17 protein-coding genes and 2 tRNA genes are annotated in these 22732 nt (G+C 66.8%); 9 read left to right on the top strand and 10 right to left on the bottom strand.

What is annotated here, in order from left to right; genetic code table 11:
• Window positions 1-118 precede the first annotated feature (118 nt).
• The 3 genes from AC4EEV_RS03075 to bcp all read right to left on the bottom strand — a co-directional run bounded on the left by AC4EEV_RS03075 (window position 119) and on the right by bcp (window position 1694).
• Window positions 119-811 (bottom strand): fasciclin domain-containing protein, encoded by a 693-nt coding sequence (locus AC4EEV_RS03075; RefSeq protein WP_109045029.1) that lies wholly within the window; start codon window positions 809-811, stop codon window positions 119-121.
• 231 nt (window positions 812-1042) lie between these two features.
• A tRNA-Leu gene (locus tag AC4EEV_RS03070) sits at window positions 1043-1124 on the bottom strand.
• A gap of 96 nt (window positions 1125-1220) precedes the next feature.
• On the bottom strand, window positions 1221-1694 hold the full coding sequence (gene bcp, locus AC4EEV_RS03065; RefSeq protein ID WP_491330116.1) for a thioredoxin-dependent thiol peroxidase: 474 nt from the start codon (window positions 1692-1694) through the stop codon (window positions 1221-1223).
• 96 nt (window positions 1695-1790) lie between these two features.
• On the opposite strand from bcp, the gene AC4EEV_RS03060 reads away from it, so the two are divergent.
• Complete coding sequence (locus AC4EEV_RS03060) at window positions 1791-2246, top strand: MarR family winged helix-turn-helix transcriptional regulator (RefSeq protein ID WP_018760060.1); 456 nt, start codon at window positions 1791-1793, stop codon at window positions 2244-2246.
• A 135-nt stretch (window positions 2247-2381) separates the two neighbouring features.
• On the opposite strand, the gene AC4EEV_RS03055 is transcribed toward AC4EEV_RS03060, so the two are convergent.
• From AC4EEV_RS03055 to AC4EEV_RS03040, 4 genes are all read right to left on the bottom strand, one after another.
• Complete coding sequence (locus tag AC4EEV_RS03055) at window positions 2382-3011, bottom strand: hypothetical protein (protein WP_491330115.1); 630 nt, start codon at window positions 3009-3011, stop codon at window positions 2382-2384.
• Between the two features lie 346 nt (window positions 3012-3357).
• Window positions 3358-3433, bottom strand: a tRNA-Lys gene (locus tag AC4EEV_RS03050).
• Window positions 3434-3548: 115 nt separating this feature from the next.
• A complete protein-coding gene (locus AC4EEV_RS03045; RefSeq protein ID WP_491330114.1) occupies window positions 3549-4622 on the bottom strand; it encodes a PQQ-dependent sugar dehydrogenase in 1074 nt (357 codons plus the stop codon).
• 19 nt (window positions 4623-4641) lie between these two features.
• Window positions 4642-5631 (bottom strand): sunset domain-containing protein, encoded by a 990-nt coding sequence (locus tag AC4EEV_RS03040; protein WP_020608496.1) that lies wholly within the window; start codon window positions 5629-5631, stop codon window positions 4642-4644.
• 257 nt (window positions 5632-5888) lie between these two features.
• Between AC4EEV_RS03040 and ilvD the strand changes: the two genes are divergently transcribed.
• The 8 genes from ilvD to metG all read left to right on the top strand — a co-directional run bounded on the left by ilvD (window position 5889) and on the right by metG (window position 18508).
• Window positions 5889-7607, top strand: a complete 1719-nt coding sequence (gene ilvD / locus AC4EEV_RS03035; RefSeq protein ID WP_109045024.1) for a dihydroxy-acid dehydratase — start codon at window positions 5889-5891, stop codon at window positions 7605-7607.
• Window positions 7608-7899: 292 nt separating this feature from the next.
• Window positions 7900-9807: an acetolactate synthase large subunit gene (locus tag AC4EEV_RS03030; protein WP_018760056.1), complete on the top strand. Its 1908-nt coding sequence runs from the start codon at window positions 7900-7902 to the stop codon at window positions 9805-9807.
• A 2-nt stretch (window positions 9808-9809) separates the two neighbouring features.
• The gene (ilvN, locus tag AC4EEV_RS03025) at window positions 9810-10322 is read left to right on the top strand and encodes an acetolactate synthase small subunit (protein ID WP_018760055.1); all 513 of its coding nucleotides are present in this window, start codon (window positions 9810-9812) and stop codon (window positions 10320-10322) included.
• A gap of 83 nt (window positions 10323-10405) precedes the next feature.
• The gene (gene ilvC, locus AC4EEV_RS03020; protein WP_026264226.1) at window positions 10406-11431 is read left to right on the top strand and encodes a ketol-acid reductoisomerase; all 1026 of its coding nucleotides are present in this window, start codon (window positions 10406-10408) and stop codon (window positions 11429-11431) included.
• Window positions 11432-11556: 125 nt separating this feature from the next.
• Entirely contained in the window at window positions 11557-13146 is a 1590-nt protein-coding gene (gene serA, locus AC4EEV_RS03015) for a phosphoglycerate dehydrogenase (protein ID WP_109045023.1), read from the top strand.
• Window positions 13147-13362: 216 nt separating this feature from the next.
• Window positions 13363-16161 carry an ABC transporter permease gene (locus tag AC4EEV_RS03010; protein ID WP_491330113.1) on the top strand — a complete coding sequence of 933 codons (2799 nt, stop codon included), beginning with the start codon at window positions 13363-13365 and terminating at the stop codon, window positions 16159-16161.
• Window positions 16158-16913 (top strand): ABC transporter ATP-binding protein, encoded by a 756-nt coding sequence (locus AC4EEV_RS03005; RefSeq protein WP_018760051.1) that lies wholly within the window; start codon window positions 16158-16160, stop codon window positions 16911-16913. Before AC4EEV_RS03010 ends, AC4EEV_RS03005 begins: the two co-directional genes overlap by 4 nt.
• Window positions 16914-16948: 35 nt before the next feature.
• The gene (gene metG / locus AC4EEV_RS03000) at window positions 16949-18508 is read left to right on the top strand and encodes a methionine--tRNA ligase (protein WP_491330112.1); all 1560 of its coding nucleotides are present in this window, start codon (window positions 16949-16951) and stop codon (window positions 18506-18508) included.
• An 86-nt stretch (window positions 18509-18594) separates the two neighbouring features.
• Here metG and AC4EEV_RS02995 read toward each other — a convergent pair whose 3' ends face one another.
• The 3 genes from AC4EEV_RS02995 to AC4EEV_RS02985 all read right to left on the bottom strand — a co-directional run bounded on the left by AC4EEV_RS02995 (window position 18595) and on the right by AC4EEV_RS02985 (window position 22732).
• Window positions 18595-21123 carry an FtsX-like permease family protein gene (locus tag AC4EEV_RS02995; RefSeq protein WP_491330111.1) on the bottom strand — a complete coding sequence of 843 codons (2529 nt, stop codon included), beginning with the start codon at window positions 21121-21123 and terminating at the stop codon, window positions 18595-18597.
• A 2-nt stretch (window positions 21124-21125) separates the two neighbouring features.
• Window positions 21126-21902 carry an ABC transporter ATP-binding protein gene (locus AC4EEV_RS02990; protein WP_026264225.1) on the bottom strand — a complete coding sequence of 259 codons (777 nt, stop codon included), beginning with the start codon at window positions 21900-21902 and terminating at the stop codon, window positions 21126-21128.
• A gap of 101 nt (window positions 21903-22003) precedes the next feature.
• Complete coding sequence (locus tag AC4EEV_RS02985) at window positions 22004-22732, bottom strand: response regulator (RefSeq protein ID WP_285247618.1); 729 nt, start codon at window positions 22730-22732, stop codon at window positions 22004-22006.

Genomic DNA, 22732 nt, shown 5'->3' with positions numbered 1-22732 from the left:
GGGATCCAGTCTAATGGACACGACCCGGGCACTGCCCGGATCCGGACACGCCAATGCCGGGCCCCTGGATAACCAGTGGAACCCGGCTTGGTCGAAGAACGCTTGTTGCCTGTGAGGGCTACTTGGGCATCAGCACCGAGTCGATCAGGTAGACCGTGGCGTTCTTGGTCTTGACGCCGCCGCAGATGACGTTGGCGTTGTCCACCTTGAGGTTGTTGCCGCTGCCGGTGACGGTGACGGAGCCGCCCTCGACGGTGGCGTGGGTGCCGGCGATCTTGTCAGGGGTGATCTGGCCGGGAACAACGTGGTAGGTCAGGATCTTGCTCAGCAGGGCATCGTCCGTCTTCAGGGTGTCGATGGTGGCGGCGTCAATCTTCTTGAAGGCGTCATCCACCGGTGCGAAGACAGTGAATTCGCCGCCGTTGAGGGTGTCCACCAGGTTGACCTTGGGGTTGAGCTTGCCGGATACCGACGCGGTCAGCGTGGTGAGGATGGGGTTGTTGGAGGCGGCGACGGCCACCGGATCCAGGGCCATGCCGGCTACGGAGCCTGCGCCGGTGGGAACCTGCTGGGCGTAAGCGGCGCAGCCGGGGCCGACCAGGTTTGCTGCCGGGTCCATGCTGCCGGCCGAGGAGCTGGCCATGGCGCTGGATGACGGTGAGGCCATGCTGGAGCTGGGGGCGGAGGACATCGGCGCCGAAGATGCCGAGGACCCGGAGGTGCTGCCCGAACCGCCACACGCGGTGAGGCTGAGCAGAGCGGCCGCTGCAACGCCTGCGACGGTGAAAGTGGTGCGCTTGAAGGTCTGCATTTCAGTACTCCTTGGATCGTTGAGCCTGCTGCCCGTGGAGCGGTGTCCGTGGCGTGCAGTCTGACTTGGGGGTAAGCACCGGCCCTTGGCTGGTGTCTCAATGGCTATTCGGCCGGTGGGCGGAAGTGGATGGGTGGATCCGTGGAGTTTTTCTATTCGGGGCACGAACCGGCATGGGGGAGACGGCTTAAAACAAAGGATCCCCCGGCCAAAGCCGGGGGATCCGCGGTGTGCGCAAGGGGGGACTTGAACCCCCACGCCCGAAGGCACAGGAACCTAAATCCTGCGTGTCTGCCAATTTCACCACTCGCGCGCAGGCTTCCCCCAGGAACGCAGGGCATTCGACGGCGGGATGCCAGTGTCCATTGTAGCGTCGCGCCGGCGGGGTGGTCCGGCAGGTGCGGCGTGGTCAGGCGTCCAGGTTGAGGTCCCGCCGCAACTTGGCCACATGTCCGGTCGCCCGGACGTTGTACTGTGCGAGGGAAACCTTGCCGTCGGGATCCACCACGATGGTGGAGCGGATCAGGCCTTGGTACGTCTTGCCGTAGTTCTTCTTTTCGCCCCAGGCGCCGTATGCCTCGGCCACTGCGTGGTCCGCATCGGAGAGCAGGGGGAACGTCAGGGCTTCATTCGCCGCAAATTTTGCCAGTTTTTCGACGGGGTCGGGCGAGATGCCCAGGACGTCGTATCCGGAGGCCTGCAGGGAGGCAAGGCTGTCGCGGAAGTCGCAGGCTTCCTTGGTACACCCGGGCGTGGACGCTGCCGGATAGAAGTAGACAATGGTGGAGCGGCCGGAGGCCGGGTCCAGGCTGACCTCCTTCCCGCGTGAGTCCTGCAAGGTAAATGCGGGTGCTTTGTCGCCGGTAACGAGTCTTTCAGCCATTGTTTTTCTCCTTGTTGCGGGCGGGACACAACAGCCTAGTAAGCGGGTGGGGCGAGTGCTAATCGGCACTTGGTTATACTGGCTGCTATGCCTGATATGGATCACTGGCCCACAGGGCGCCTCCTGTCCACTGCTGCGCGCCTCGTTGAACACTCCTGGAACGAAAAACTTGGCGCCATCGGACTCACGCACGCCGGTGTTATCGCCATAGAGGTGCTGGCTGCGCAAGGCCCCATGACCCAGGCCCAGCTCGCCCAGTATGTCCGCGTCCAGGCCCAGACCATGGGCAAGACGCTCAGCCGGCTTGAGTCCCACGGCCATATCGCCCGGGTGCGGAGCACCTCGGACCGCAGGAGCCATGTGGTCTCGCTGACTGAGCGCGGCAAGGAAGCGGTAGCCCAGGCCGTGGAGATGGAGCGTTCGGTGTTGGCTTCCTCTTCGATCGACCCCGAGGTCCTGCGCCAGGAGCTCAAGGCTGTGGTCCGTGAACTCGCCAGCCAGTTCGCCACGACGCCGAGCAACGCCTCTGCGCTGGTGGACTCCGCCAAGTAACCGGCTTTTCATAACGCCTTCAAAGCGTGGCCCCGGCAACGACTGCCGGGGCCACGCTTTTTTGTGTCCGGCGGCCACACTGTTATGTGCGCGCGGAGCACATGGGGGTCTTGTTGGCGGCCGCCGGTGAGGGGGCTACAGCTCTGCCGGAAAGGTGAACGTGGCGGGGACCGGGACTGGCGCCGCGCCGTGGAACAGGACGACCTCGTCGTGGGCTTTTAGGACCACATCGGAGATCTTCCCGCCGTGCGGAACTCCGTTGACGGCCACGCTCCAGCCGTCCTGGGCGGAGTGTGGCGTTCCTGGCGTTGGGTCGGTGCCGTCCAGGACACCCCATTCGGTGAGGAACTGCCCGAGCGTGTAGGTGGCGCCGGCGGTTGGTGCTTCGATGTGGATAATCCCGGATTTGTCATGGCTGTGCAGCGCGGAGATCCCGTTGGGCTGGCCGGCCGGGGTGAAGCTGAAGCCGATGTCCGCCGGAACGGCGACCGGCTTGCCGTCCACGAGGACGTCCAGGTGCGCGTGGAAATGCTCTGCAGCGCCTTCGGCGTTGAGGACCTGCAACCCGGCTGCCTGGATCCGGTCACCGCCCCCCTGTGGCTTCAGTTCCCATCCGGTGGATGCCTGGGAGGACGCGGTGGGCGGAGCTGTCATGCCGGGGGTGGGGGCGGCGGTGCCAGGGCCGGAGGTGGCGGTCGCGGAGCATCCTGCGACGGCCAGGGTGATCCCGGCGAGGGCAGCGGTGACGGCGAGCTGTTTTTTCAACTGGGACTACTTTCAATGAGGAAACGGGTACCCCGGTCATATGTGCGGGACCCCGGGTCCCGGCTTAACCCGGTTGCAGCCCGGGCAGGCCGCGGTCGCACCCTGACAGGACATCATGGCAACCTGCAAAAAGACCAGACACAGCTTCGCCGGGCCCACCGATCTCGTCCGGCGGCGTGCCGGGTTCACCCGGGCAGCATACCGACTACCTTCGGGAAGCCACCAGGCAGATTCGGAGGCATTGGATGTGAACCTCTGGGTCGCCGTGCGGCACACCATCCATTGCAAGCGCAAAACGAAACCCCGCCTTTACGTGGCCTCTCGGCCAGTAAAGACGGGGTTTCTTTGGTGCACCCCCCGGGACTTGAACCCGGAACCCATTGATTAAGAGTCAATTGCTCTGCCAATTGAGCTAGAGGTGCATCTTCTTTGCTTCAATCTTTCGGGCTTTTTCTTTCCCGTTGATCTCCGCAACGACATGAAACTCTACACGAACTTCCGGTGCAAGTGAAATCGGCGCCCGCGGAGGAGGTGCCGTCACCGCCGGAGCCCCAAAACCAGCACGAAATCAGGGTTTTCGTTGTTCGTCATCAGCCACAATCCACCGTTCGGGGTCCGGACCACGTCCCTGATCCGCCCGTACATTCCTGTGAAATAGGCCACAGGATTACCTGCCTCGGTGCCTTGAAGGGGGACGGCCCACAGCCGCTCCCCGCGAAGCGCGCCCAGGTACGCGGTGCCGCCGTCTATTTCCAGGCCGCTGGGCGATGATTCGCTGGTGGAGGGCCACACGACCTTTGCATCCTGGAATTCCGGCCGGTGGGGTGCGCCCGTCACTTCGGGCCATCCGTAGTTGGCGCCCGGAAGGATCAGATTGAGCTCGTCATTGACGTCGGGGCCGAATTCACTGGCCCACAGCCTGCCCTCGGCGTCCCAGGCCAGTCCCTGGACGTTCCGGTGACCCAGGCTGTAGACGGCATTGCCGAACGGGTTCCCGGGTGCCGGACTGCCGTCCGGGGCGAGCCGGAGGATCTTGCCGCCCAGGGCGTCCGGATCCTGGGGCTGTTCCCGGCGCTGGGCGTCGCCGGTGCCAACGTAGAGGAAGCCGTCCGGGCCGAACCGGATCCTCCCGCCGTTGTGCGTCGTTGCTTTCGGTATGCCGGCAAAGACGGTCTGCGGTGGACCGGGGGAGAGTGCGCCGTCGGCGTCCCTTTGCAGCGTCAGCCGGACCACCCGGTTGTCCTCCTGCCCTGTCACGTAGGCATAGAGGTAGCGGTCAACGTCGAAATGCGGTGACAGCGCCAGGCCCAGCAGGCCCCCTTCACCGGCGGGCACCACCCCCGGGACCTTGCCCACGGTGGTGGCCTGTCCATCGTGGACCGCCTTCAACAACGCCGTTCCCCGCTCGGAGATGATTGCCGTGCCGTCCGGAAGGAAGACGGCCGCCCAGGGGACGGCCAGCTTCAGTTCCAGCTTTTCCTGCACCTCGGGTACGGAGACGGGCGGCTCGGCCGTGGTGCCGGAGCCCGTGCCAGGTGTTGGGCCGGGCGAGCCGGTGCACGCTGCCAGCAGGAAGAGCAGGCAGGCCATCCAGTAGGGGCGTAGCGTCATAAGGAGGCCCCGCCTCCGGCTAGGGCCGTTTGCGGCGCGGAGCGCGGAAACCGGCAGCCTCGGCGTGCGCGGCAGACTCAAACCAGACATCCGCCCGGATGTGCTCATGGTCGGGATGTCCTTCTTCGTAGTAGACCATCGCAGTGGCGTCTCCCTTGACGCTGTAGTCCGCCGGACCGCTTCCATCGGCGGCCGGCGATGCCGAGCCTGCCCCGTACGGTTCCTTTGCCGCAAGGTGCCCGGCTGGTTCTCCCGCCGCTTCGCTGTGCCCCGGGGCGGCGTCGTGGTGGCCTGATGCTTCTTCCGTCGGGGCGGAGGCCTCCGCATGCTCCGTCGCCTCGGATGCTGCCGTCTCCTCCCCGGCGGCCGTCTCGGCGCCGGGCAGCGTCGGGGCGTGGGCTGCGGTGTATTCGTCGTGATGGACAGGATGGGCAGGTGCGGGGGAGCTGTGCGCCCGGGATTCCTGCCGCCCGGCGCCGTCGTCCGCCGCGTCGGCCTCGGCCCCTGCGGCGGGCGGGGCTGCCTGTGACGCTGCGGCCGTTGCCGCTGCATCGTTGGTGGCGGACGGGGCGGGACGTGGCCCGGACGGCCCGGCCTCCGACCACTGGGTTTCCCACTCGGCTTCATCCTGCAGCCTGCGCTCATCTTCCCGGGCGCCGACGGAGCCGGGTGCAGCCATGCCGTCATCGGCGCCGGAAGGGCCCTGGACCGGGTTGTCGGTGGCCTCGGCAGCCGCGGGTGTCGCCGTCCGTGGCATCGCCGATGAATCCGCCGGTTCCTCAGCCGTTGGCGGGGCTGCCGGTTCGGCGGCGCGGCCGAAGCCCGCTGCCGTGGGTATCCCGGTGGTCGCGGCAGCCTCGGCCGAGGCAGCGGCGCTGCCTCCCTCCAGGGCGCCGTCCGATCTGGTGCCGGAGGCGCCAGGGGTACTGGTTGACCTGTTGCGCTTCAGCAGCCACCAAACGACTGCCGCGAGAACAACGATGAGAATGATCCAGAAAAGAATGTCCATGGCAGGCCTCTCGATCCGGGCGGCGGGGGTGTCCTGTCCCCGACGCTACGTCGGGCAGGCACTGCTGTCCAGAGAAGCCGGGGGCCGCAGGCTGGCGTCCTCCCCGGTTGTGCGGGTGGCCGGACGGAGCCTCGACCACCATCGACGTCTCATTATGTGAGACATGAGTCCACTATTTGGCTAATTTTTCCCGTTATTTCAACATGAAGCTGATGTGACGGTCGTCCGGCAGCGGTGCGCGCCCTAGACTTTCCCCTATGAGTGACGCCCAGACCGCAACCGCAAACACGCCTGATATCAAGCCCCGCAGCCGCGTCGTCACCGATGGGATCCATGCGGCGCCCGCGCGCGGCATGTTTCGGGCTGTCGGCATGGGCGATGACGACTTCGCCAAGCCCCAGATTGGCGTGGCGAGCTCATGGAACGAGATCACTCCCTGCAACCTCTCCCTGAACCGCCTCGCGCAGGGCGCCAAGGAAGGCGTCCACGCAGGCGGCGGGTTCCCCATGCAATTCGGCACTATTTCGGTTTCGGACGGCATCTCCATGGGCCACGAGGGAATGCACTTCTCCCTGGTCTCCCGTGAAGTCATCGCCGACTCCGTGGAGACCGTCATGCAGGCGGAGCGGATCGACGGCTCGGTCCTGCTGGCCGGCTGCGACAAGTCCCTGCCCGGCATGCTGATGGCGGCCGCCCGCCTGGATTTGGCCAGCGTCTTCCTTTACGCCGGGTCCATCATGCCCGGCTGGGTGAAGCTCGAGGACGGCTCCGAAAAGGAAGTCACGCTCATCGACGCCTTTGAAGCGGTGGGTGCCTGCGCCGCGGGCAAGATGAGCATGGAAGACCTCACCCGGATCGAAAAGGCCATCTGCCCCGGCGAAGGCGCCTGCGGCGGTATGTACACGGCCAACACCATGGCTTGCATCGGCGAGGCGCTGGGCATGTCCCTCCCCGGCTCGGCCGCCCCGCCCTCGGCAGACCGCCGTCGTGATGAATTCGCCCGCAAGTCCGGCGAAGCGGTGGTCAATCTCCTGCGCAAGGGCATCACCGCCCGGGACATCATGACCAAGAAAGCGTTCGAGAATGCCATCGCCGTCACCATGGCCTTCGGCGGCTCCACCAACGCCGTGCTGCACCTGCTGGCCATCGCCCGGGAAGCCGAGGTTGAGCTCACCCTCGACGACTTCAACCGCATCGGCGACAGGATCCCGCACCTGGGCGACCTCAAGCCCTTCGGCCGCTACGTCATGACCGACGTCGACAGGATCGGCGGCGTTCCCGTCATCATGAAGGCCCTGCTCGACGCCGGCCTGCTGCACGGCGACTGCCTCACCGTCACGGGCAAGACCGTCGCCGAAAACCTCGACGCGATCAACCCGCCGGACGTTGACGGCAAGATTCTTCGCGCACTGGACAATCCGATCCACAAAACCGGCGGCATCACCATCCTGCACGGCTCAATGGCGCCGGAAGGCGCCGTCGTCAAGAGCGCCGGCTTCGACGCCGACGTCTTCGAGGGCTCTGCCCGGGTCTTCGAGCGCGAGAAGGGGGCGCTGGACGCACTCGACAACGGCGAGATCAAGGCCGGCGACGTCGTGGTCATCCGGTATGAAGGTCCCAAGGGCGGCCCCGGCATGCGGGAAATGCTGGCGATCACCGGCGCCATCAAGGGTGCCGGGCTGGGCAAGGACGTCCTCCTGCTGACGGACGGCCGCTTCTCCGGCGGAACCACCGGCTTGTGCATCGGCCACGTTGCGCCGGAAGCGGTCGACGGCGGCCCGATCGCCTTCGTCAAGGACGGCGACCGGATCAGGGTGGACATCGCCGCCCGCACGTTCGACCTGCTGGTGGACGACGCGGAACTTGAGGCCCGCAAAGTGGACTGGCAGCCGCTTCCGGCCCGCTACACCAAGGGAGTGCTTGCCAAGTACGCCAAGCTGGTACACAGCGCCAGCCAGGGTGCCTACACCGGCTGACGTCCGGTTTTAGGCTGGTCCTTCCGAGATAGGATCAAAGAGTGGACAGTGTTGTCCACATGGTGAGATAGGGTTGTTGCTCGTTGACACCCATCACACCAGAGGGAAAACTGAACGCATGACTTTCGTTACCGGCATCGTCGTCGTCCTTACCAAGCGCGTGGCACATTAGCCCTGGTAACGAACCGTCACGCGCGAACCCCTCACAGAGCCACCAGGCTGAGGGGTTTTTTTATTTCCCGCCTTTCCAGTCACATTCGAACACCAGAGAAGATCCACAAGGAAGAGTCCGATGAGCAAAGGATCGCCCATCAGCCCCTCGCTGATGGCCACCAAGTCCGCTGGAGCCGCCAAGGCTCCGGAACGCGCCGACCGGACGGCTGACCATGCCGCCGTCGTCGCCGACCTTGCTGCCGTCTCTCCTGTCCTTGGGCCGAACAACGTCGTACCCCCGACGGTGATGACCGGCTCGCAAGCAATCGTCCGTTCGCTCGAAGAACTCGGCGTCGACGACATTTTCGGTTTGCCTGGTGGCGCGATCCTGCCCACCTACGACCCCTTGATGGCCTCCACCATGAACCACGTGCTGGTCCGTCACGAACAGGGAGCCGGCCACGCCGCGCAAGGCTACGCCATGGTTACCGGGCGGGTTGGCGTCTGCATCGCCACCTCGGGTCCCGGCGCCACCAACCTCGTTACCGCCATCATGGATGCCCACATGGACTCCGTGCCCCTGGTGGCCATCACCGGCCAGGTCGCCAGCGGCGTCATTGGCACCGATGCGTTCCAGGAAGCCGACATCGTGGGCATCACCATGCCGATCACCAAGCACTCGTTCCTGGTGACCGACCCCAACGACATCCCCCACGTCATGGCCGAGGCCTTCCATCTGGCCTCCACCGGCCGTCCCGGGCCCGTCCTGGTGGACGTTGCCAAGGATGCCCAGGTGGGACAGATGACGTTCTCGTGGCCGCCGCGGATCGACCTGCCCGGGTACCGGCCGGTCACCCGGGGCCACAACAAGCAGGTGCGCGAGGCGGCGAAACTCATCGCCGCCGCCTCCAAGCCGGTCCTGTACGTCGGTGGCGGCGTGGTGAAGGCGCACGCCTCCGCTGAACTGCGCGCCCTCGCCGAGGCCACGGGAGCACCCGTGGTGACCACCCTGATGGCGAAAGGCGCCTTCCCGGATTCCCACCCGCAGCACGTGGGCATGCCGGGCATGCACGGCAGCGTTTCCGCCGTCACGGCCCTTCAGCAGTCGGACCTCCTGATCACCCTCGGCGCCCGTTTCGATGACCGCGTGACCGGCGTGCTGCGCACCTTCGCACCGCATGCCAAGGTCATCCACGCCGACATCGACCCCGCCGAGATCTCCAAGAACCGCACCGCCGATGTCCCCATAGTGGGCTCGGTCAAGGAGATCATTCCGGAACTGACAGAGGCCGTCCGCAGCCAGTTCGAGGCTTCCGGCACGCCTGACCTGACCACCTGGTGGGCCTTCCTGAACAACCTCAAGGAAACCTACCCGCTGGGCTGGACGGAACCGGACGACGGCCTGATCGCCCCGCAGAAGGTCATCGAGCGGATCGGCCAGCTGACCGGCCCCGAAGGGGTGTACGTGGCGGGTGTTGGGCAGCACCAGATGTGGGCTGCCCAGTTCATCAAGTACGAGCGCCCGCACGCCTGGCTGAACTCCGGCGGCGCCGGCACCATGGGCTATGCCGTTCCCGCGGCCATGGGCGCCAAAGTGGGCGAGCCTGACCGGGTGGTCTGGGCCATCGACGGCGACGGCTGCTTCCAGATGACCAACCAGGAGCTGGCCACCTGCGCCATCAACAACATTCCCATCAAGGTTGCCGTCATCAACAACTCCTCGCTGGGCATGGTGCGGCAGTGGCAGACCCTCTTCTACGAGGGCCGCTACTCCAACACGGACCTCAACACCGGCCACGACACCGTCCGCATCCCGGACTTCGTCAAGCTGGGCGAGGCCTACGGCTGCGCCTCGTTCCGCTGCGAGCGGGAAGAGGACATCGACGCCACCATCCAGAAGGCACTCGAAATCAATGACCGCCCCGTGGTCATCGACTTCGTGGTGAGCCCCAACTCCATGGTGTGGCCGATGGTGCCCTCCGGAGTGAGCAACGACCAGATCCAGGTTGCCCGAAACATGACCCCGGAATGGGAAGAGGAAGACTGAGCATGAGCCGCCACACACTTTCCGTCCTGGTCGAGGACAAGCCCGGCGTCCTGACCCGCGTGGCGAGCCTGTTCGCCCGCCGCGCCTTCAACATCAACTCCTTGGCCGTCGGCCCCACCGAAGTGCCGGGCGTGTCCCGCATGACCGTGGTGGTCGACGCCGACGGCGACCTCATCGAGCAGGTCACCAAACAGCTCAACAAGCTGGTCAACGTGATCAAGATCGTTGAGCTGACCCCAGAAACTTCCGTACAGCGCGACCACATCCTGGTCAAGGTACGGGCGGATGCCGCAACACGCCTGCAGGTAACCCAGGCCGCAGACCTGTTCCGCGCCTCAGTGGTGGACGTGTCCACCGACTCGGTCGTCATTGAGGCCACCGGCCATCCGGAAAAGCTCACAGCCCTGCTATCAGTGCTGGAGCCCTTCGGCATCCGAGAAATCGTGCAGTCCGGCACCCTGGCCGTTGGACGGGGATCCCGCTCCATGAGTGACCGGGCCCTCCGTTCCGCCTAGGCACCAGCCCCGGCGGGAATTGGCGCCCGTAACCGCAGCACCGCAAGACCACTATCTACAACCACTCAAGAGGAGTTACGCAAGTGACTGAAATGTTCTACGACGACGACGCCGACCTTTCCATCATCCAGGGCCGCAAAGTTGCCATTGTCGGCTACGGCTCGCAGGGCCACGCCCACGCGCTGAACCTGCGCGATTCCGGCGTCGAGGTCGTCATCGCCTTGAAGGAAGGCTCCAAGTCGACCGCCAAGGCCGAGGACGCCGGCTTCACGGTCAAGAACGTTGCCGACGCCGCCGAATGGGCCGACGTCATCATGATCCTGGCGCCGGACCAGCACCAGCGCGCGATCTACAACGACTCCATCAAGGACAAGCTGACCCCCGGCAAGGCCCTCGCCTTCGCCCACGGCTTCAACATCCGCTTCGGTTACATCCAGGCCCCCGAGGGCGTTGACGTCATCCTGATCGCCCCGAAGGCGCCGGGCCACACCGTCCGCCGCGAGTTCGAAGCCGGCCGCGGCATCCCGGACATCATCGCCGTCGAGCAGGACGCCTCCGGGTCCGCCTGGGAGCTGGCAAAGTCCTACGCCAAGGCCATCGGCGGCACCCGCGCCGGCGTCATCAAGACCACCTTCACCGAGGAAACCGAAACCGACCTCTTCGGCGAGCAGTCCGTGCTCTGCGGCGGGGTGTCCCAGCTGATCCAGTACGGTTTCGAAACCCTCACCGAAGCCGGCTACCAGCCGCAGATTGCCTACTTCGAGGTGCTGCACGAGCTCAAGCTCATCGTTGACCTCATGTGGGAGGGCGGCATCGCCAAGCAGCGCTGGAGCGTCTCCGACACCGCCGAGTACGGCGACTACGTCTCCGGCCCCCGCGTCATCACCCCCGAGGTGAAGGAAAACATGAAGGCCGTCCTGGCCGACATCCAGTCCGGCGCCTTTGCCAAGCGCTTCATCGAAGACCAGGACAACGGCGGCGTCGAGTTCAAGGAACTGCGCGCCAAGGCTGAACAGCACCCCATCGAGGCCGTGGGCCGCGAACTGCGTTCCCTGTTCTCCTGGCAGCAGCAGGACGTGGACTACGTGGAAGGCTCCGCAGCCCGCTAAGGCCGCCAGCCCAACCACGCAGACCGCAGCGGTGAGGCCGGGTTCACACTTAACAATGTGAGCCCGGCCTTTCCGTCGGCCTAGACTTGTTTCCATCCCCAGGACTGCAACGCAGAGGATCAGCCGTGTCAAAACCCGTAGTACTGCTCGCCGAAGAACTTTCCCCCGCCACCGTCGAGGCCCTCGGCCCGGACTTTGAAATCCGCCAGACTGACGGCGCAGACCGTTCCCAGCTGCTCTCGGCAATCAGTGACGTAGACGCCATCCTGGTCCGCTCCGCCACCCAGGTGGACGCCGAAGCCATCGCCGCCGCCAAGAACCTGAAGGTTATCGCCCGTGCCGGCGTGGGCCTGGACAACGTGGACATCAAGGCGGCCACGCAGGCCGGCGTCATGGTGGTCAACGCCCCCACGTCCAACATCGTCTCTGCCGCCGAGCTGACCGTGGGCCACATCCTCAGCCTGGCCCGCCACATCCCGCAGGCCAGCGCCGCCCTCAAGGATGGCGAGTGGAAGCGCTCCAAGTACACCGGCATCGAGCTGTTCGAGAAAAAGATCGGCATCATCGGACTCGGCCGGATCGGCGCCCTCGTGGCAGCCCGCCTCAAGGGCTTTGACACCAAGATCCTGGCCTACGACCCCTACATCACGTCCGCCCGCGCGGCGCAGCTGGGCGTGCAGCTGGTCACCCTGGATGAGCTCCTGGCCCAGTCCGACTTCATCACCATCCACATGCCCAAGACGCCGGAGACCGTGGGCATGCTCGGCGCTGACGCCTTCAAGAAGATGAAGAGCACCGCCTACGTGGTGAACGTCGCCCGCGGTGGCCTCGTGGACGAGGAAGCCCTCTTCACGGCCCTGCAGGACGGCGAGATCGCCGGAGCCGGCGTCGACGTCTTCGCCAAGGAACCCAGCACCGACCTGCCGTTCTTCAAGCTCGACAACGTGGTGGTTACCCCGCACCTGGGTGCCTCGACCGATGAAGCCCAGGAAAAGGCCGGCGTCTCCGTGGCCAAGTCCGTCCGCCTGGCCCTGGCCGGCGAACTGGTGCCGGACGCCGTCAACGTGGCCGGCGGCGTCATCGCCCCCGACGTCCGCCCGGGCATCCCGCTGATCGAGAAGCTGGGCCGCATCTTCACTGCGCTGACCCACGCTTCCCTGACCCAGTTCGACGTCGAAGTGGCCGGCGAAATCTCCTCCCTCGACGTCAAGGTCCTGGAGCTGGCTGCGCTGAAGGGCATCTTCGCCGACATCGTGACCGAACAGGTGTCCTATGTCAATGCACCCGTCATCGCCGAGCAGCGCGGCATCAACGTCCGCCTGATCACCACCCCCGACACCGAGTCTTACCGTAACGTCCTGACGCTCCGCGGCGCCCTGAGCGACGGCAGCCAGATCTCCGTGGCCGGGACCCTGACCGGCCCCAAGCAGGTGGAGAAGCTGGTGGGCATCAACGGCTTCGAAGTCGAAATCCCCATCAGCGAGCACCTGGTGGTGGTGGCCTACACCGACCGCCCCGGCGTCATCGGCACCATCGGCCACATCCTCGGCATGAACAACATCAACATCGCCGGCATGCAGGTGGCCCGCTCCGACGAAGGCGGCCAGGTCCTGGCCCTGCTGACCATCGACAGCTCCGTGCCCCAGCAGGTGCTGGACGCCATCAAGGCCGGCATCGGCGCTGAAATGGTCCGGGAAGTGGACCTGGAAGACTAACGCGACACACCGGCCGAAACGCCGAAGCCGCTCCTCCGCGCAGGCACGCCCGGGCGGAGCCACGTATGATTGGCCGGTCTGCTTAAAATGGCTTGGTCCTGGTTCAGGACCATAGCCGGCAGGCCGGCCAATACCTTTTGCACATCCGTCCGCCATCGCCCACGTCTGCCCGGCGGTTGGAAGTGCGCGCACGCAATCCAGGTTTCAGGGAGTTCCATGAACGCCGTCCAGAGGTTCATCAGAAGCAGGGTGCTGCTGTTGACCGCGGCCATCTTGATCGCAGCAATGTGCTTGTCGGTCGTCGTCCAGAGCCAGTCACAGGCCGCGCTCAACCGGACAATCGACGAAAATTCGAGGGGGCTCTACGACATCCTGGTCCAGGCCAAGGCGCCCTCCGGAGCACTCCTGCAGCCCGAGATCGCCAATGGCGCCGGCGGCATTGGGTTCGACCAGCTGGACTCCATCCGGAAACTCTCCGGCACGTCCGTGGCCGCACCCATCAGCCTGGTCTCGCGGGTAACGCAGAACCTTGAGACGCCCCGGCTCGACGCCATGGACTACCTCGGCTACAACGCCGGGCTCGCCGGCACCGCCACCGCCGACCAGGCCGCAGGGGCCACCGCCCCGAACCAGTGGCCGGCAGCCGAATCCGTCCTCAGCGACACTGCAAAGAAGTACCGGCTGACTGCCAGCGCCGTGAGCTCCGACGGAAACTCCGAGCAGACCCTCTTCAAGACCACCGCCGAAGGCACCCTGGGCAAGGCGCGGCTCGTCGAAGAGAAGGCCCAGGGCGGCAGCAGCATCCGCATCGCCGCACCGGCGGGGGAGACCGGCATCAAATTCCCCAACCCTGCCGGCGGGTCCGAGCACAACCTCTTCAACCTCTCCGTGGCGCTGCCGCTCGCCCCCGAGGTCACCGAATCCGTCGTGGCAGTGGACCCGGCGGCCGAGCGCGCCCTCCTGGGCTCCGCAGGCGACTTCCTGGCCCCGCTGGAAAAGGCTCCCCCCGCCGACGCCCGTGACGCCGGCGCCGTGGGACGGTACCTGGAAGGCCTCTTCACCAACGGCATCAGCATGGACCAGCTCAAGGAAGGCCCCGACTTCCTCGGCGTCAAGCTCAAGTACTGGGCACCCCTGATGACCCAGTACCAGCAGGCCAAGCGCAGCGGCCAGCTCAGCGGCGGCTCACAGGCCGTGCCGCTGATCGTCCGGTCGGGCACGTCGCTGGACCTGAAGTACAACGTCAAGATCGAGGAAATCGACGACGCCGGCAAGGTGGTCAAGGACGTCGGCACGGTGTCCAAGTCGTTGGGCAAGGATTACCTGCCGTTCGTGTCCAAGGACCCCTTCGTGCTCTCCTGGCCCGGCTCCACCGACCACTCGTCCCTGCTGGGGAACAACGGCAACTTCAACCAAGGCCTCTACACCCCCGCCAAGTGGAGCACCAACTTTGCCGGCGCCCCCAAGTACACCGACGGCGACACCGCCGCCAACGGTGCCGTGGACAAGACCGCAGTTCCCGGTGACTGGGTCACCGTGAACCGGCTGCCGGACAAGGCCGCCAGCGGCGCCCCCGTGGACCAGACCCAGCGCGACCCGGTAGACGAGCGCTCGTACCGGGACAACCTGTCCACCGGCCAGCAGCAGCCGGCCCAGCCGCTGCCCATGGTCTACGGCACGTTCGACCCCGCTGCCGTTGCCGCCGCCTCGGGTGACGTCAACAAGCTTCCGCTGGGCGGCTACGACCCCACGCCGTTCACCCTGGTCAAGGACGCCGCAGGCAAGGATGTCCCCGCCGCGGAACTGAAGCCTTCCCTCAGCGCCACCGGACTGGCGAGCCAGTCCGCCGGTGCGATCACCGACTACTACGGCCTGGCGGCTGCCCGCGGCTACAAGCAGAACGCCGCGGTCATCGACGCCGTCCGCGTCCGGGCCAAGGCTCCGGGCAGCTGGAAGGAAGCCCAGCCCGAGGTGGAGAAGCTTGCCGCCGAAATCCGGGACATGGGCCTGGACGCCACCATCGTGGCCGGTTCGGCCCGCGAGGACACCAGCATCGCCGTCCCCGGCTACTCAAAGGACGGGGCGGGCAAGGAATCCGCGCTGGGCACGGTCCAGCAGTCCTGGGTCCGGCAGAACGCCGCCGACGCCGTGGCAGGATCCCTGTCCGGAACAAACGTCACCCTGCTGTTCCTTACCCTCTGCGGTGCGGCCCTGCTGACCGGCGCGTCAACCGTCAGCTACATCCGGAAACGCCGGAGCGAGGCCGGAACACTGCGGGCCATGGGCTGGACCCAACGGCGGATCCGCACCTGGGTCCTTGAGGAGTTCGGCGTCGGCGCCGTCCTCCTCGCTGCCGCAGGGATCCTGCTGAGCCTCCTGAGCTGGAGCCTGCCGACCGCCCTGGTGTGCGCCGCCGTCGTGGTCCTCTACTGCGGCGCGGCACTGTTCGCCGCGCAACAACTCCGCCACCGCGACGTGATCGACCAGGAACCGCAGCATGACGAGCGGCTCATCCCCGTCGACTCGCCGCTGACCTTCGCCAACCGGCAGCTGGGCACCAACAAGTTCAACACCCTGTCCCTGGCCGTGGCGGTAGGTGTCTTCGGCGCCGCCGTCGGCGGCCTGATCGCCCTGCTGATCGACATTCCGCGGGCCGCAGGTGCCAGCGCCCTGAGCGGACTTGCAGCGGCCAGCGTGACGCTGCCCAGCATCCTGCTGGCAGTGGCCGGCGTGGCCGTGGGGCTGGTGCTCACCCTGGTCACCGGACGCTTCGAGCTCAACTCCAAGCGCCAATACCTGGGCATCCTCCAGGCCATGGGCTGGAACCCGGACATGCTTCGCCAGGTGCGTTTGTTCGAGAACGCGCTGGTGGGAACCGTGGCCTTGCCGCTGGGCGTGCTGGGCGCCCTGGGCATCGGCCTGCTGCTGGCACCCTACGCGGCCATCTGGGCCGCCGTGGCCGGGCTGGTGGCCGTACTTTGCTGGATACCGATTGCAACGAAAGTGGTCCAATGACAAACCCGACGAATGTCCAGCGCAGCCGCCGGAGCGGCTCCACTGAGGTCCCCCTGCAGACCCGGGCCAACACCATCGTCAAGTCTGCCGATCACGCCACCCCGCTGGAGATGCGCGACATCACCATCCGTTACGGTGGCGGAAAGGGCGGCGCCGAGGCGGTCAGCGTGGTGGAGGGCTTCGACCTGACCCTGCACGCGGGGGAGATGCACTGCGTCGCCGGCCGAAGCGGTTCGGGCAAGACCAGCATCCTGACCGTTGGCGCGGGGCTGACCCTGCCGACGTCGGGCCGTGTCTTCTGGGAAGGCGACTCGCTCGAAAGCATGGGCGACGACGAAATCGCCGACCGCCGCCGTGCGCTCATCGGCTACGTGGACCAGGGCGGTGCACTGATCGACGGCATGAGTGCCCTCGAAAACGTGCTGCTGCCCGCCGTGCCCGACGGCGAAGTGGAGCAGCGGCGCGACATGGCCAAGGACCTGCTGGACCTGGTGGGACTTGGCCGCCGCATGCGCCACCGCCCGGCCCAGCTCTCCGGTGGTGAACGGCAGCGCGTGGCCATCGCCAGGGCCCTGATCCTGGGCACCCGCGTCCTGGTGGTGGACGAACCCACCGCCAGCCTGGACCGCGCCTCCGCCAACCGCATCATCAGCATCCTGAAGGACACCACCTCCGACGGCATCGCCGTCCTGGTGGCTTCGCACGACCACGAACTGGTCCGGCTCAGCGATACCCTGACAGAACTGATCTAGCCCACCCACTCACGCACCGAAGGTAACGTCCGACCGTGACTGCTTCAGAGAAAACGCCGTTCTACATCACCACGGCCATCACCTACCCCAACGGCGTGCCGCACATCGGCCACGCCTACGAGTACATAGCCACCGACGCCATGGCGCGCTTCAAGCGGCTGGACGGCTACGACGTGATGTTCCTGACCGGCACGGACGAGCACGGCATGAAGATCGCCCAGGCCGCGGAGAAGGAAGGCATCACGCCCAAGGAACTGGTGACCCGGAACGCCGAGATCTACAAGGCGGCACACGCTGCCTTGGGCGTCAGCTACGACCGGTTTATCCGGACCACGGACGAGGACCACTACGCCGCATCCCAGGCCATCTGGAAGAAGATGGAAGCCAACGGCGACATCTACCTCTCCAAGTACGAAGGCTGGTACTCCGTCCGGGACGAGGCCTTCTACGGCGAAGATGACACGGTGGTGAAGGACGACGGCGTGCGCTACTCGAAAGAGACGGACACCGAGGTGACGTGGACGGCGGAGGAGAGCTACTTCTTCCGGCTGTCCGCCTACCAGGACAAACTGCTGGCGCTCTACGAGGCGCACCCCGAATTTGGCGCCCCGCAGTACCGGTTCAACGAGGTCATCAGCTTCGTCAAGCGCGGCCTGGAGGACCTCTCCATCAGCCGGACCACGTTCGACTGGGGTGTCCCCGTCCCCGGCAACGACAAGCACGTCATGTACGTGTGGGTGGATGCGCTGACCAACTACCTCACCGGCGTGGGATACCCGGATGTCGAGTCCGAAAAGTTCCGGAAGTACTGGCCCGCCGACGTGCACATCATCGGCAAGGACATTTCACGCTTCCACGCGATCTACTGGCCGGCGTTCCTGATGAGCGCCGGGCTGGAACTGCCCAAGCGCGTCATGATCCACGGCTTCCTGAACAACAACGGGGTCAAGATGTCCAAGTCACTGGGCAACGTGGTGGCTCCCGCCGACTTCGTGGCCCGCTACGGCCTGGACCAGGTGCGCTTCTTCTTCCTGCGCGAAGTCCCGTTCGGGGCCGACGGCAGCTACAACCATGAGGCCATCGTGGGCCGGATGAACGCGGACCTGGCGAACAACTTCGGCAACCTCGCCCAGCGCTCCCTGTCCATGGTGGCCAAGAACTGCGGCGCCGCCGTACCCGTCCCCGGCGAGCTCACAGCCGCCGACACTGCCATCCTGGCCCAGGCCAACGGCCTGCTCGACGCCGCTCGGGCCGCGTTCGACAAGCAGGAGTTCAGCCGCGCCCTGGAGGCCATCTGGGCCGTGCTGGGGGACACCAACGCCTACTTCGCCGAGCAGGCGCCCTGGGTGCTCCGGAAGACCGACGTCGGGCGCATGAACACGGTGCTGTACGTGACGCTGGAGGTGCTCCGGATAGTGGCGATCCTCGCCCAGCCGGTCATGCCCGGCGCCACCGCGAAGCTCCTGGACGCCCTGGGCCAGCCTGAGGGGGACGCACGCCAGTTCACCGCGATCGCAACCCCGATCGTTCCCGGTACGGCGCTGCCCGCCCCGGTTCCCGTCTTCCCCAAATTCGAGGAACCGGCCGAAGCCTGAGGTTCCGGTGCGGATGAGGGCAGGTGGCGCGGACTTCCGCGCCACCTGCCCTTTCCCATTGCAGGCGCACTGGCCCGCCGTCACGGCTATGCGGTGGCAAGTCCCTCGACGGGTGACAGCCGTGCCGCGCGCCGGGCAGGAATGACCGACGCCAGCAGGCCGGCGACGACGGCCACCCCCAGCACGCCCAGCAACTGCAGCCAGGGGACGGAGGGGGTGACCTCGGCCAGGCTGCCGAGGGCCGACCGCGCGCCCAGCCAGCCGTAGATGCTGCCCAGGGCAGCACCAATCAATGCGGCGACGCCGGCCACCAGGGCTGCCTCGAGGGCCAGCATGCCCCGCAGCTGGCCCTTGGTAAGACCCAGCGCCCGGAGCAGGGAGTTTTCCCTGGTCCGTTCGAGGACGGACAGCGAGAGTGTATTGGCCACGCCGATCAGCGCGATCAGCACCGCCACCCCCAACAGGCCCGTGACCACCAAGAGCAGTACGTCGATGACCTCATTGAAGGTGACCCGCTCGATGGCGGCGCCGCTGACCGCACCCGCGGACACGCCTGCTGCCGCAGCAACAGCGGACTGGATGTCCTTGATCCGGTCCGCGGACAGGGAGCCGCCGGGAGCGTCGGCCAGGCGCAGCCACACGGCACTGGCAGCAGGACCGGTGCCATCTGTCGGCGCACTGTCTGTTGGGGCAACGCCACCGCCCGTCAGGCCCGACTGGCGGGCGGTGTCGGTGGAGACCAGTGCCGGGATGTTGCGGGTCCGCAAGACCACCGCTTCCAGGGAGGCCGGCCCGGCCGGCCCGGTGACCTCAACAGGTCCGGCCGTGGAGCCTTCCGGAAGGTAGATCCTGCCCGGCTCAAGGGTGAGCGCGGTGTCGCGGAGCAGCCGGCCGGCCTCTGCCGCGTCGAGGGCATAGACGGGGCTGCCCATCCCTTCGCCGGCCAAGGTGCCCGCTGCTGGCAGCAAAGCCGCGGTTGCGACGCCGTCCACCCGTGCCACTGCGTCACGCTCGGCGGCTGTCAGGGCATCCCCGGTGATCACCATATCCACGGGGTAGGTGCCGGCGAGGGCGTCATCGAACGCCTGCCGGGCAGTGGCAGCCCCGGTCATCATCAGGGACACCAGCGTGACGCCGATCAAGAGGGCGGCAGCAGTGACGGAGGTCCGGGCCGGGTTGCGGACGGCATTGAGGGCGGCCAGCTTCCCGGGGACGCCGGCAGGAGAGGCCAACCGTCCCGCCAGGCCCACCAGCCGCGGCACGAACAGGGTGGCGCAGAGCAGGACGCCCACGAAGGAGAGCACGCCGCCGGCGAAGGCCACCACCAGCATCACGCCCGCGGCGCCGAGGGCCAGCAACGGAACCCCGAGGGCAAGGGCGGCAAGGCCCAGCACCAGCCGCACGCGGCCCCGCCGGTTCCCGATTCCGGCATCGTCAACCGGCCGCAGGGCAGCAAGCGGAGCCACGGCCGTGGCAGCTTTCGCGGGAACCAGGGCGGCGCCCAGGGTCAGGAGTGTGCCTGCCGCCAGCCCCGCAATGACGGACGACGGCGGGACGGCCATGGTGGCAAAAGCCATGTCCGGCTGCGTCCCGGCCCAGCCGATGAGGGCAGCCATCAGGGCGACGGCGGCGAGCACACCGGCGGCGGAGGAGACCAGGCCCACCACCAGGGCTTCGGCCAGGACCGAGTTGCGCACCTGGTTCCGGCCCGCCCCCAGGCACCTGAGCAGCGCCAGTTCCCTGGTGCGTTGGGCCACCAGCACCGCGAAGGTGTTGGTCACCACCAGTCCGGAGACAATCAGGGCGACCCCGGCGAATGCCAGCAGGATGATCGTCAGTTCATCCTGGCCTCCGGTCATCATCGCCACCTGGGCGGTGACTTGTTCGTCTGCTGTCTTCACCTGCACCCCGGCGCCGGCACCGGTGAGCGCCGCCGCCACGTTCTTGCTGGTTGCGGCGGCGTCGGAGCCCGAAGCCAGGGCCAGCTGGATGCTTCCGTAGCCAGCGGCGCCGGTACCACCTTGAGCGTCCCGGGCGCCGGCGGCCAGGGCACTGACGGCCGGTGTCCCGGCGAGGATCTGCGGGAGGGCAGAGGCGAAGGGGTCGTTGCTGCCGCGCAGGATCCCGGTGACGGTCATGGCCACTGTTGTGGCGGCGTCGGGGGCCTTGAGGGTCAGGGAGTCGCCGACGCGCAGCCCGTAGCGGGCGGCGGTAGCCCCGTCCACGGCGACGCCGTCAGCCCTCTCCGGGAGGGTGCCGTCGGTCACGGTCGCGGTTTCCAAGGCCATCGGCGCCAGGTTCCGGGCTTGCGCCAACACCTCCTGGCCGCCTGCGGTGAACTCGGCGTACGCCTGCATCCGGCCATAGGCCTCGGTCACGCCGGGCACCGCACGGGCTGCTGCCAGCGCGGCATCGTTGAAGGTTCCCGTGTCCGGGGTGGCGATGAGGCCGGCCTTGCTGTAGGCCTCCCCGAGGCTGGCACCCAGCGAAGCACGGGTACTCGCCCCGACCATCAGGGTGGTGGACAGGAACGCCACGGAGAGCATGACTGCCAGGCCGACGGCTATGAAGCGGCGGCTGTGGGACTGGAATTGCGAGAAGGCAACGCGCAGCACGCTCAGCCTCCCAGCTTGCCGAGGGCGGCCAGGACGGACCCGGCGGTGGGCTCGGCGATCTCGCCCACCAGGCCGCCGTCGTTCATCAGGACCACCCGGTCGGCGTAGCTGGCCGCCACCGGATCGTGGGTGACCATGATGATGGTCTGGCCCATTTCCCGGCTGCTGCGGCGCAGCAGTGCGAGGACTTCGCCGCCAGCGGTCGAATCAAGGTTGCCGGTGGGTTCGTCCCCGAACACCACGTCGGGACGGGTCAGCAGGGCCCGGGCTACGGCGACCCGCTGCTGCTGGCCGCCGGAGAGCTCATGCGGCCGGTGCCGGAGCCTGTCCTTGAGGCCGAGCGTGGCCACCACCGTGTCGAACCAGGCCGCGTCCGTGGCTTTGTTCGCCAGCGCCAGCGGCAATGTGATGTTCTGTTCGGCGGTCAGTGTGGGCACCAGGTTGAAGGCCTGGAACACGAATCCGATCCGGTCGCGGCGAAGCGCTGTCAGCTGTTTGTCATTGAGGGCCGTAATGTCTGTTCCGCCAACCAGGATCTGGCCGGAGTCGGCACTGTCGAGTCCAGCGAGGCAGTGCATCAGGGTGGACTTTCCGGAGCCGGAAGGGCCCATTATTGCGGTGAAGCGGCCGGCATCGAACGTGACGCTGACCTCGCGCAGGGCGCTGACGCGGGTGGCGCCGCGGCCGTACGTCTTGGCCAGGGAGAGGGCCTGCACGGCGGGAGCGGATGGGATATTTTGCCTGTTCAAAGCAGTATGGGCATGCGCGGAAGTTGTCATGTTTCCACGCTATGGCCGGGCCCGGCGCCCGGGAATCGGCCGGTGGTCTGGTCCTGCCGGGGCCGGACTCATACCCAGGTCTGACACCACCGTGCCGGGCGTCAGCCTCCGGGAGTGACCACCCCGGTCTCGTAGGCGATCACGACTGCCTGGACCCGGTCGCGTGCCCCAAGCTTGGCCAGGATGTGCCCTACGTGCGTTTTGACGGTTGCTTCGGAGACAAACAGGTCTGCCCCGATCTCAGGGTTGGACCGACCTTGGGCCATGAGGGTGAAGACTTCGCGCTCGCGGGCTGTGAGCCGTTCGACGGCCTCCTGGTCCTCGGGCCGTTCGTTGCCCTGTGCGCGCAGCAGCGGAGCTACATGGTCCAGGAGCCGGCGGGTGGTGGAGGGGGCGATGACGGCGTCCCCGCGGTGCACTGTGCGGATGGCGTCCAGCAGTTCCTCCGGTGGTGCGTCCTTCAGGAGGAAACCGCTGGCTCCGGCTTCGATGGCCGCCAGTGCGTACTCGTCCAGGTCGAAGGTCGTGAGCACGACGATGCGAAGTTCAGCCCTGGCAGACCCGGCCGGGGCGGAAGCGGCGCGTTCGATGAGCCTGCGGGTGGCCTCGATGCCGTCCATTCCCGGCATGCGCACGTCCATCAGGACGACGTCCGCGGCTGCTGCTCCGAGGGCCTGGAGTGCCTCGAGCCCGTTCCCGGCCTCGACCACGACGTCAAGGTCCGGCTGGGAGTTGATCAGCATGCTGAATCCCGAGCGCACCAGTTGCTGGTCATCGACCAGCGCCACGCGGATAGGAGCGGTGCTGTCGCGGTCTAGTGGCAAAGTCAT

It is taken from the genome of Pseudarthrobacter sp. MOO14 (assembly GCF_058267675.1).
This window is presented reverse-complemented; position numbering and strand designations above follow the sequence as displayed.

Bases quoted from the DNA above. Each gene is read 5' to 3' on its own strand.
- AC4EEV_RS03075 (WP_109045029.1), bottom strand. From the start codon at position 811: ATGCAGACCTTCAAGCGCACCACTTTCACCGTCGCAGGCGTTGCAGCG.
- bcp (WP_491330116.1), bottom strand. From the start codon at position 1,694: ATGGCTGAAAGACTCGTTACCGGCGACAAAGCACCCGCATTTACCTTG.
- AC4EEV_RS03060 (WP_018760060.1), top strand. From the start codon at position 1,791: ATGGATCACTGGCCCACAGGGCGCCTCCTGTCCACTGCTGCGCGCCTC.
- AC4EEV_RS03045 (WP_491330114.1), bottom strand. From the start codon at position 4,622: ATGACGCTACGCCCCTACTGGATGGCCTGCCTGCTCTTCCTGCTGGCA.
- AC4EEV_RS03040 (WP_020608496.1), bottom strand. From the start codon at position 5,631: ATGGACATTCTTTTCTGGATCATTCTCATCGTTGTTCTCGCGGCAGTC.
- ilvD (WP_109045024.1), top strand. From the start codon at position 5,889: ATGAGTGACGCCCAGACCGCAACCGCAAACACGCCTGATATCAAGCCC.
- AC4EEV_RS03030 (WP_018760056.1), top strand. From the start codon at position 7,900: ATGAGCAAAGGATCGCCCATCAGCCCCTCGCTGATGGCCACCAAGTCC.
- ilvN (WP_018760055.1), top strand. From the start codon at position 9,810: ATGAGCCGCCACACACTTTCCGTCCTGGTCGAGGACAAGCCCGGCGTC.
- AC4EEV_RS03010 (WP_491330113.1), top strand. From the start codon at position 13,363: ATGAACGCCGTCCAGAGGTTCATCAGAAGCAGGGTGCTGCTGTTGACC.
- AC4EEV_RS03005 (WP_018760051.1), top strand. From the start codon at position 16,158: ATGACAAACCCGACGAATGTCCAGCGCAGCCGCCGGAGCGGCTCCACT.
- AC4EEV_RS02990 (WP_026264225.1), bottom strand. From the start codon at position 21,902: ATGACAACTTCCGCGCATGCCCATACTGCTTTGAACAGGCAAAATATC.
- AC4EEV_RS02985 (WP_285247618.1), bottom strand. From the start codon at position 22,732: ATGACTTTGCCACTAGACCGCGACAGCACCGCTCCTATCCGCGTGGCG.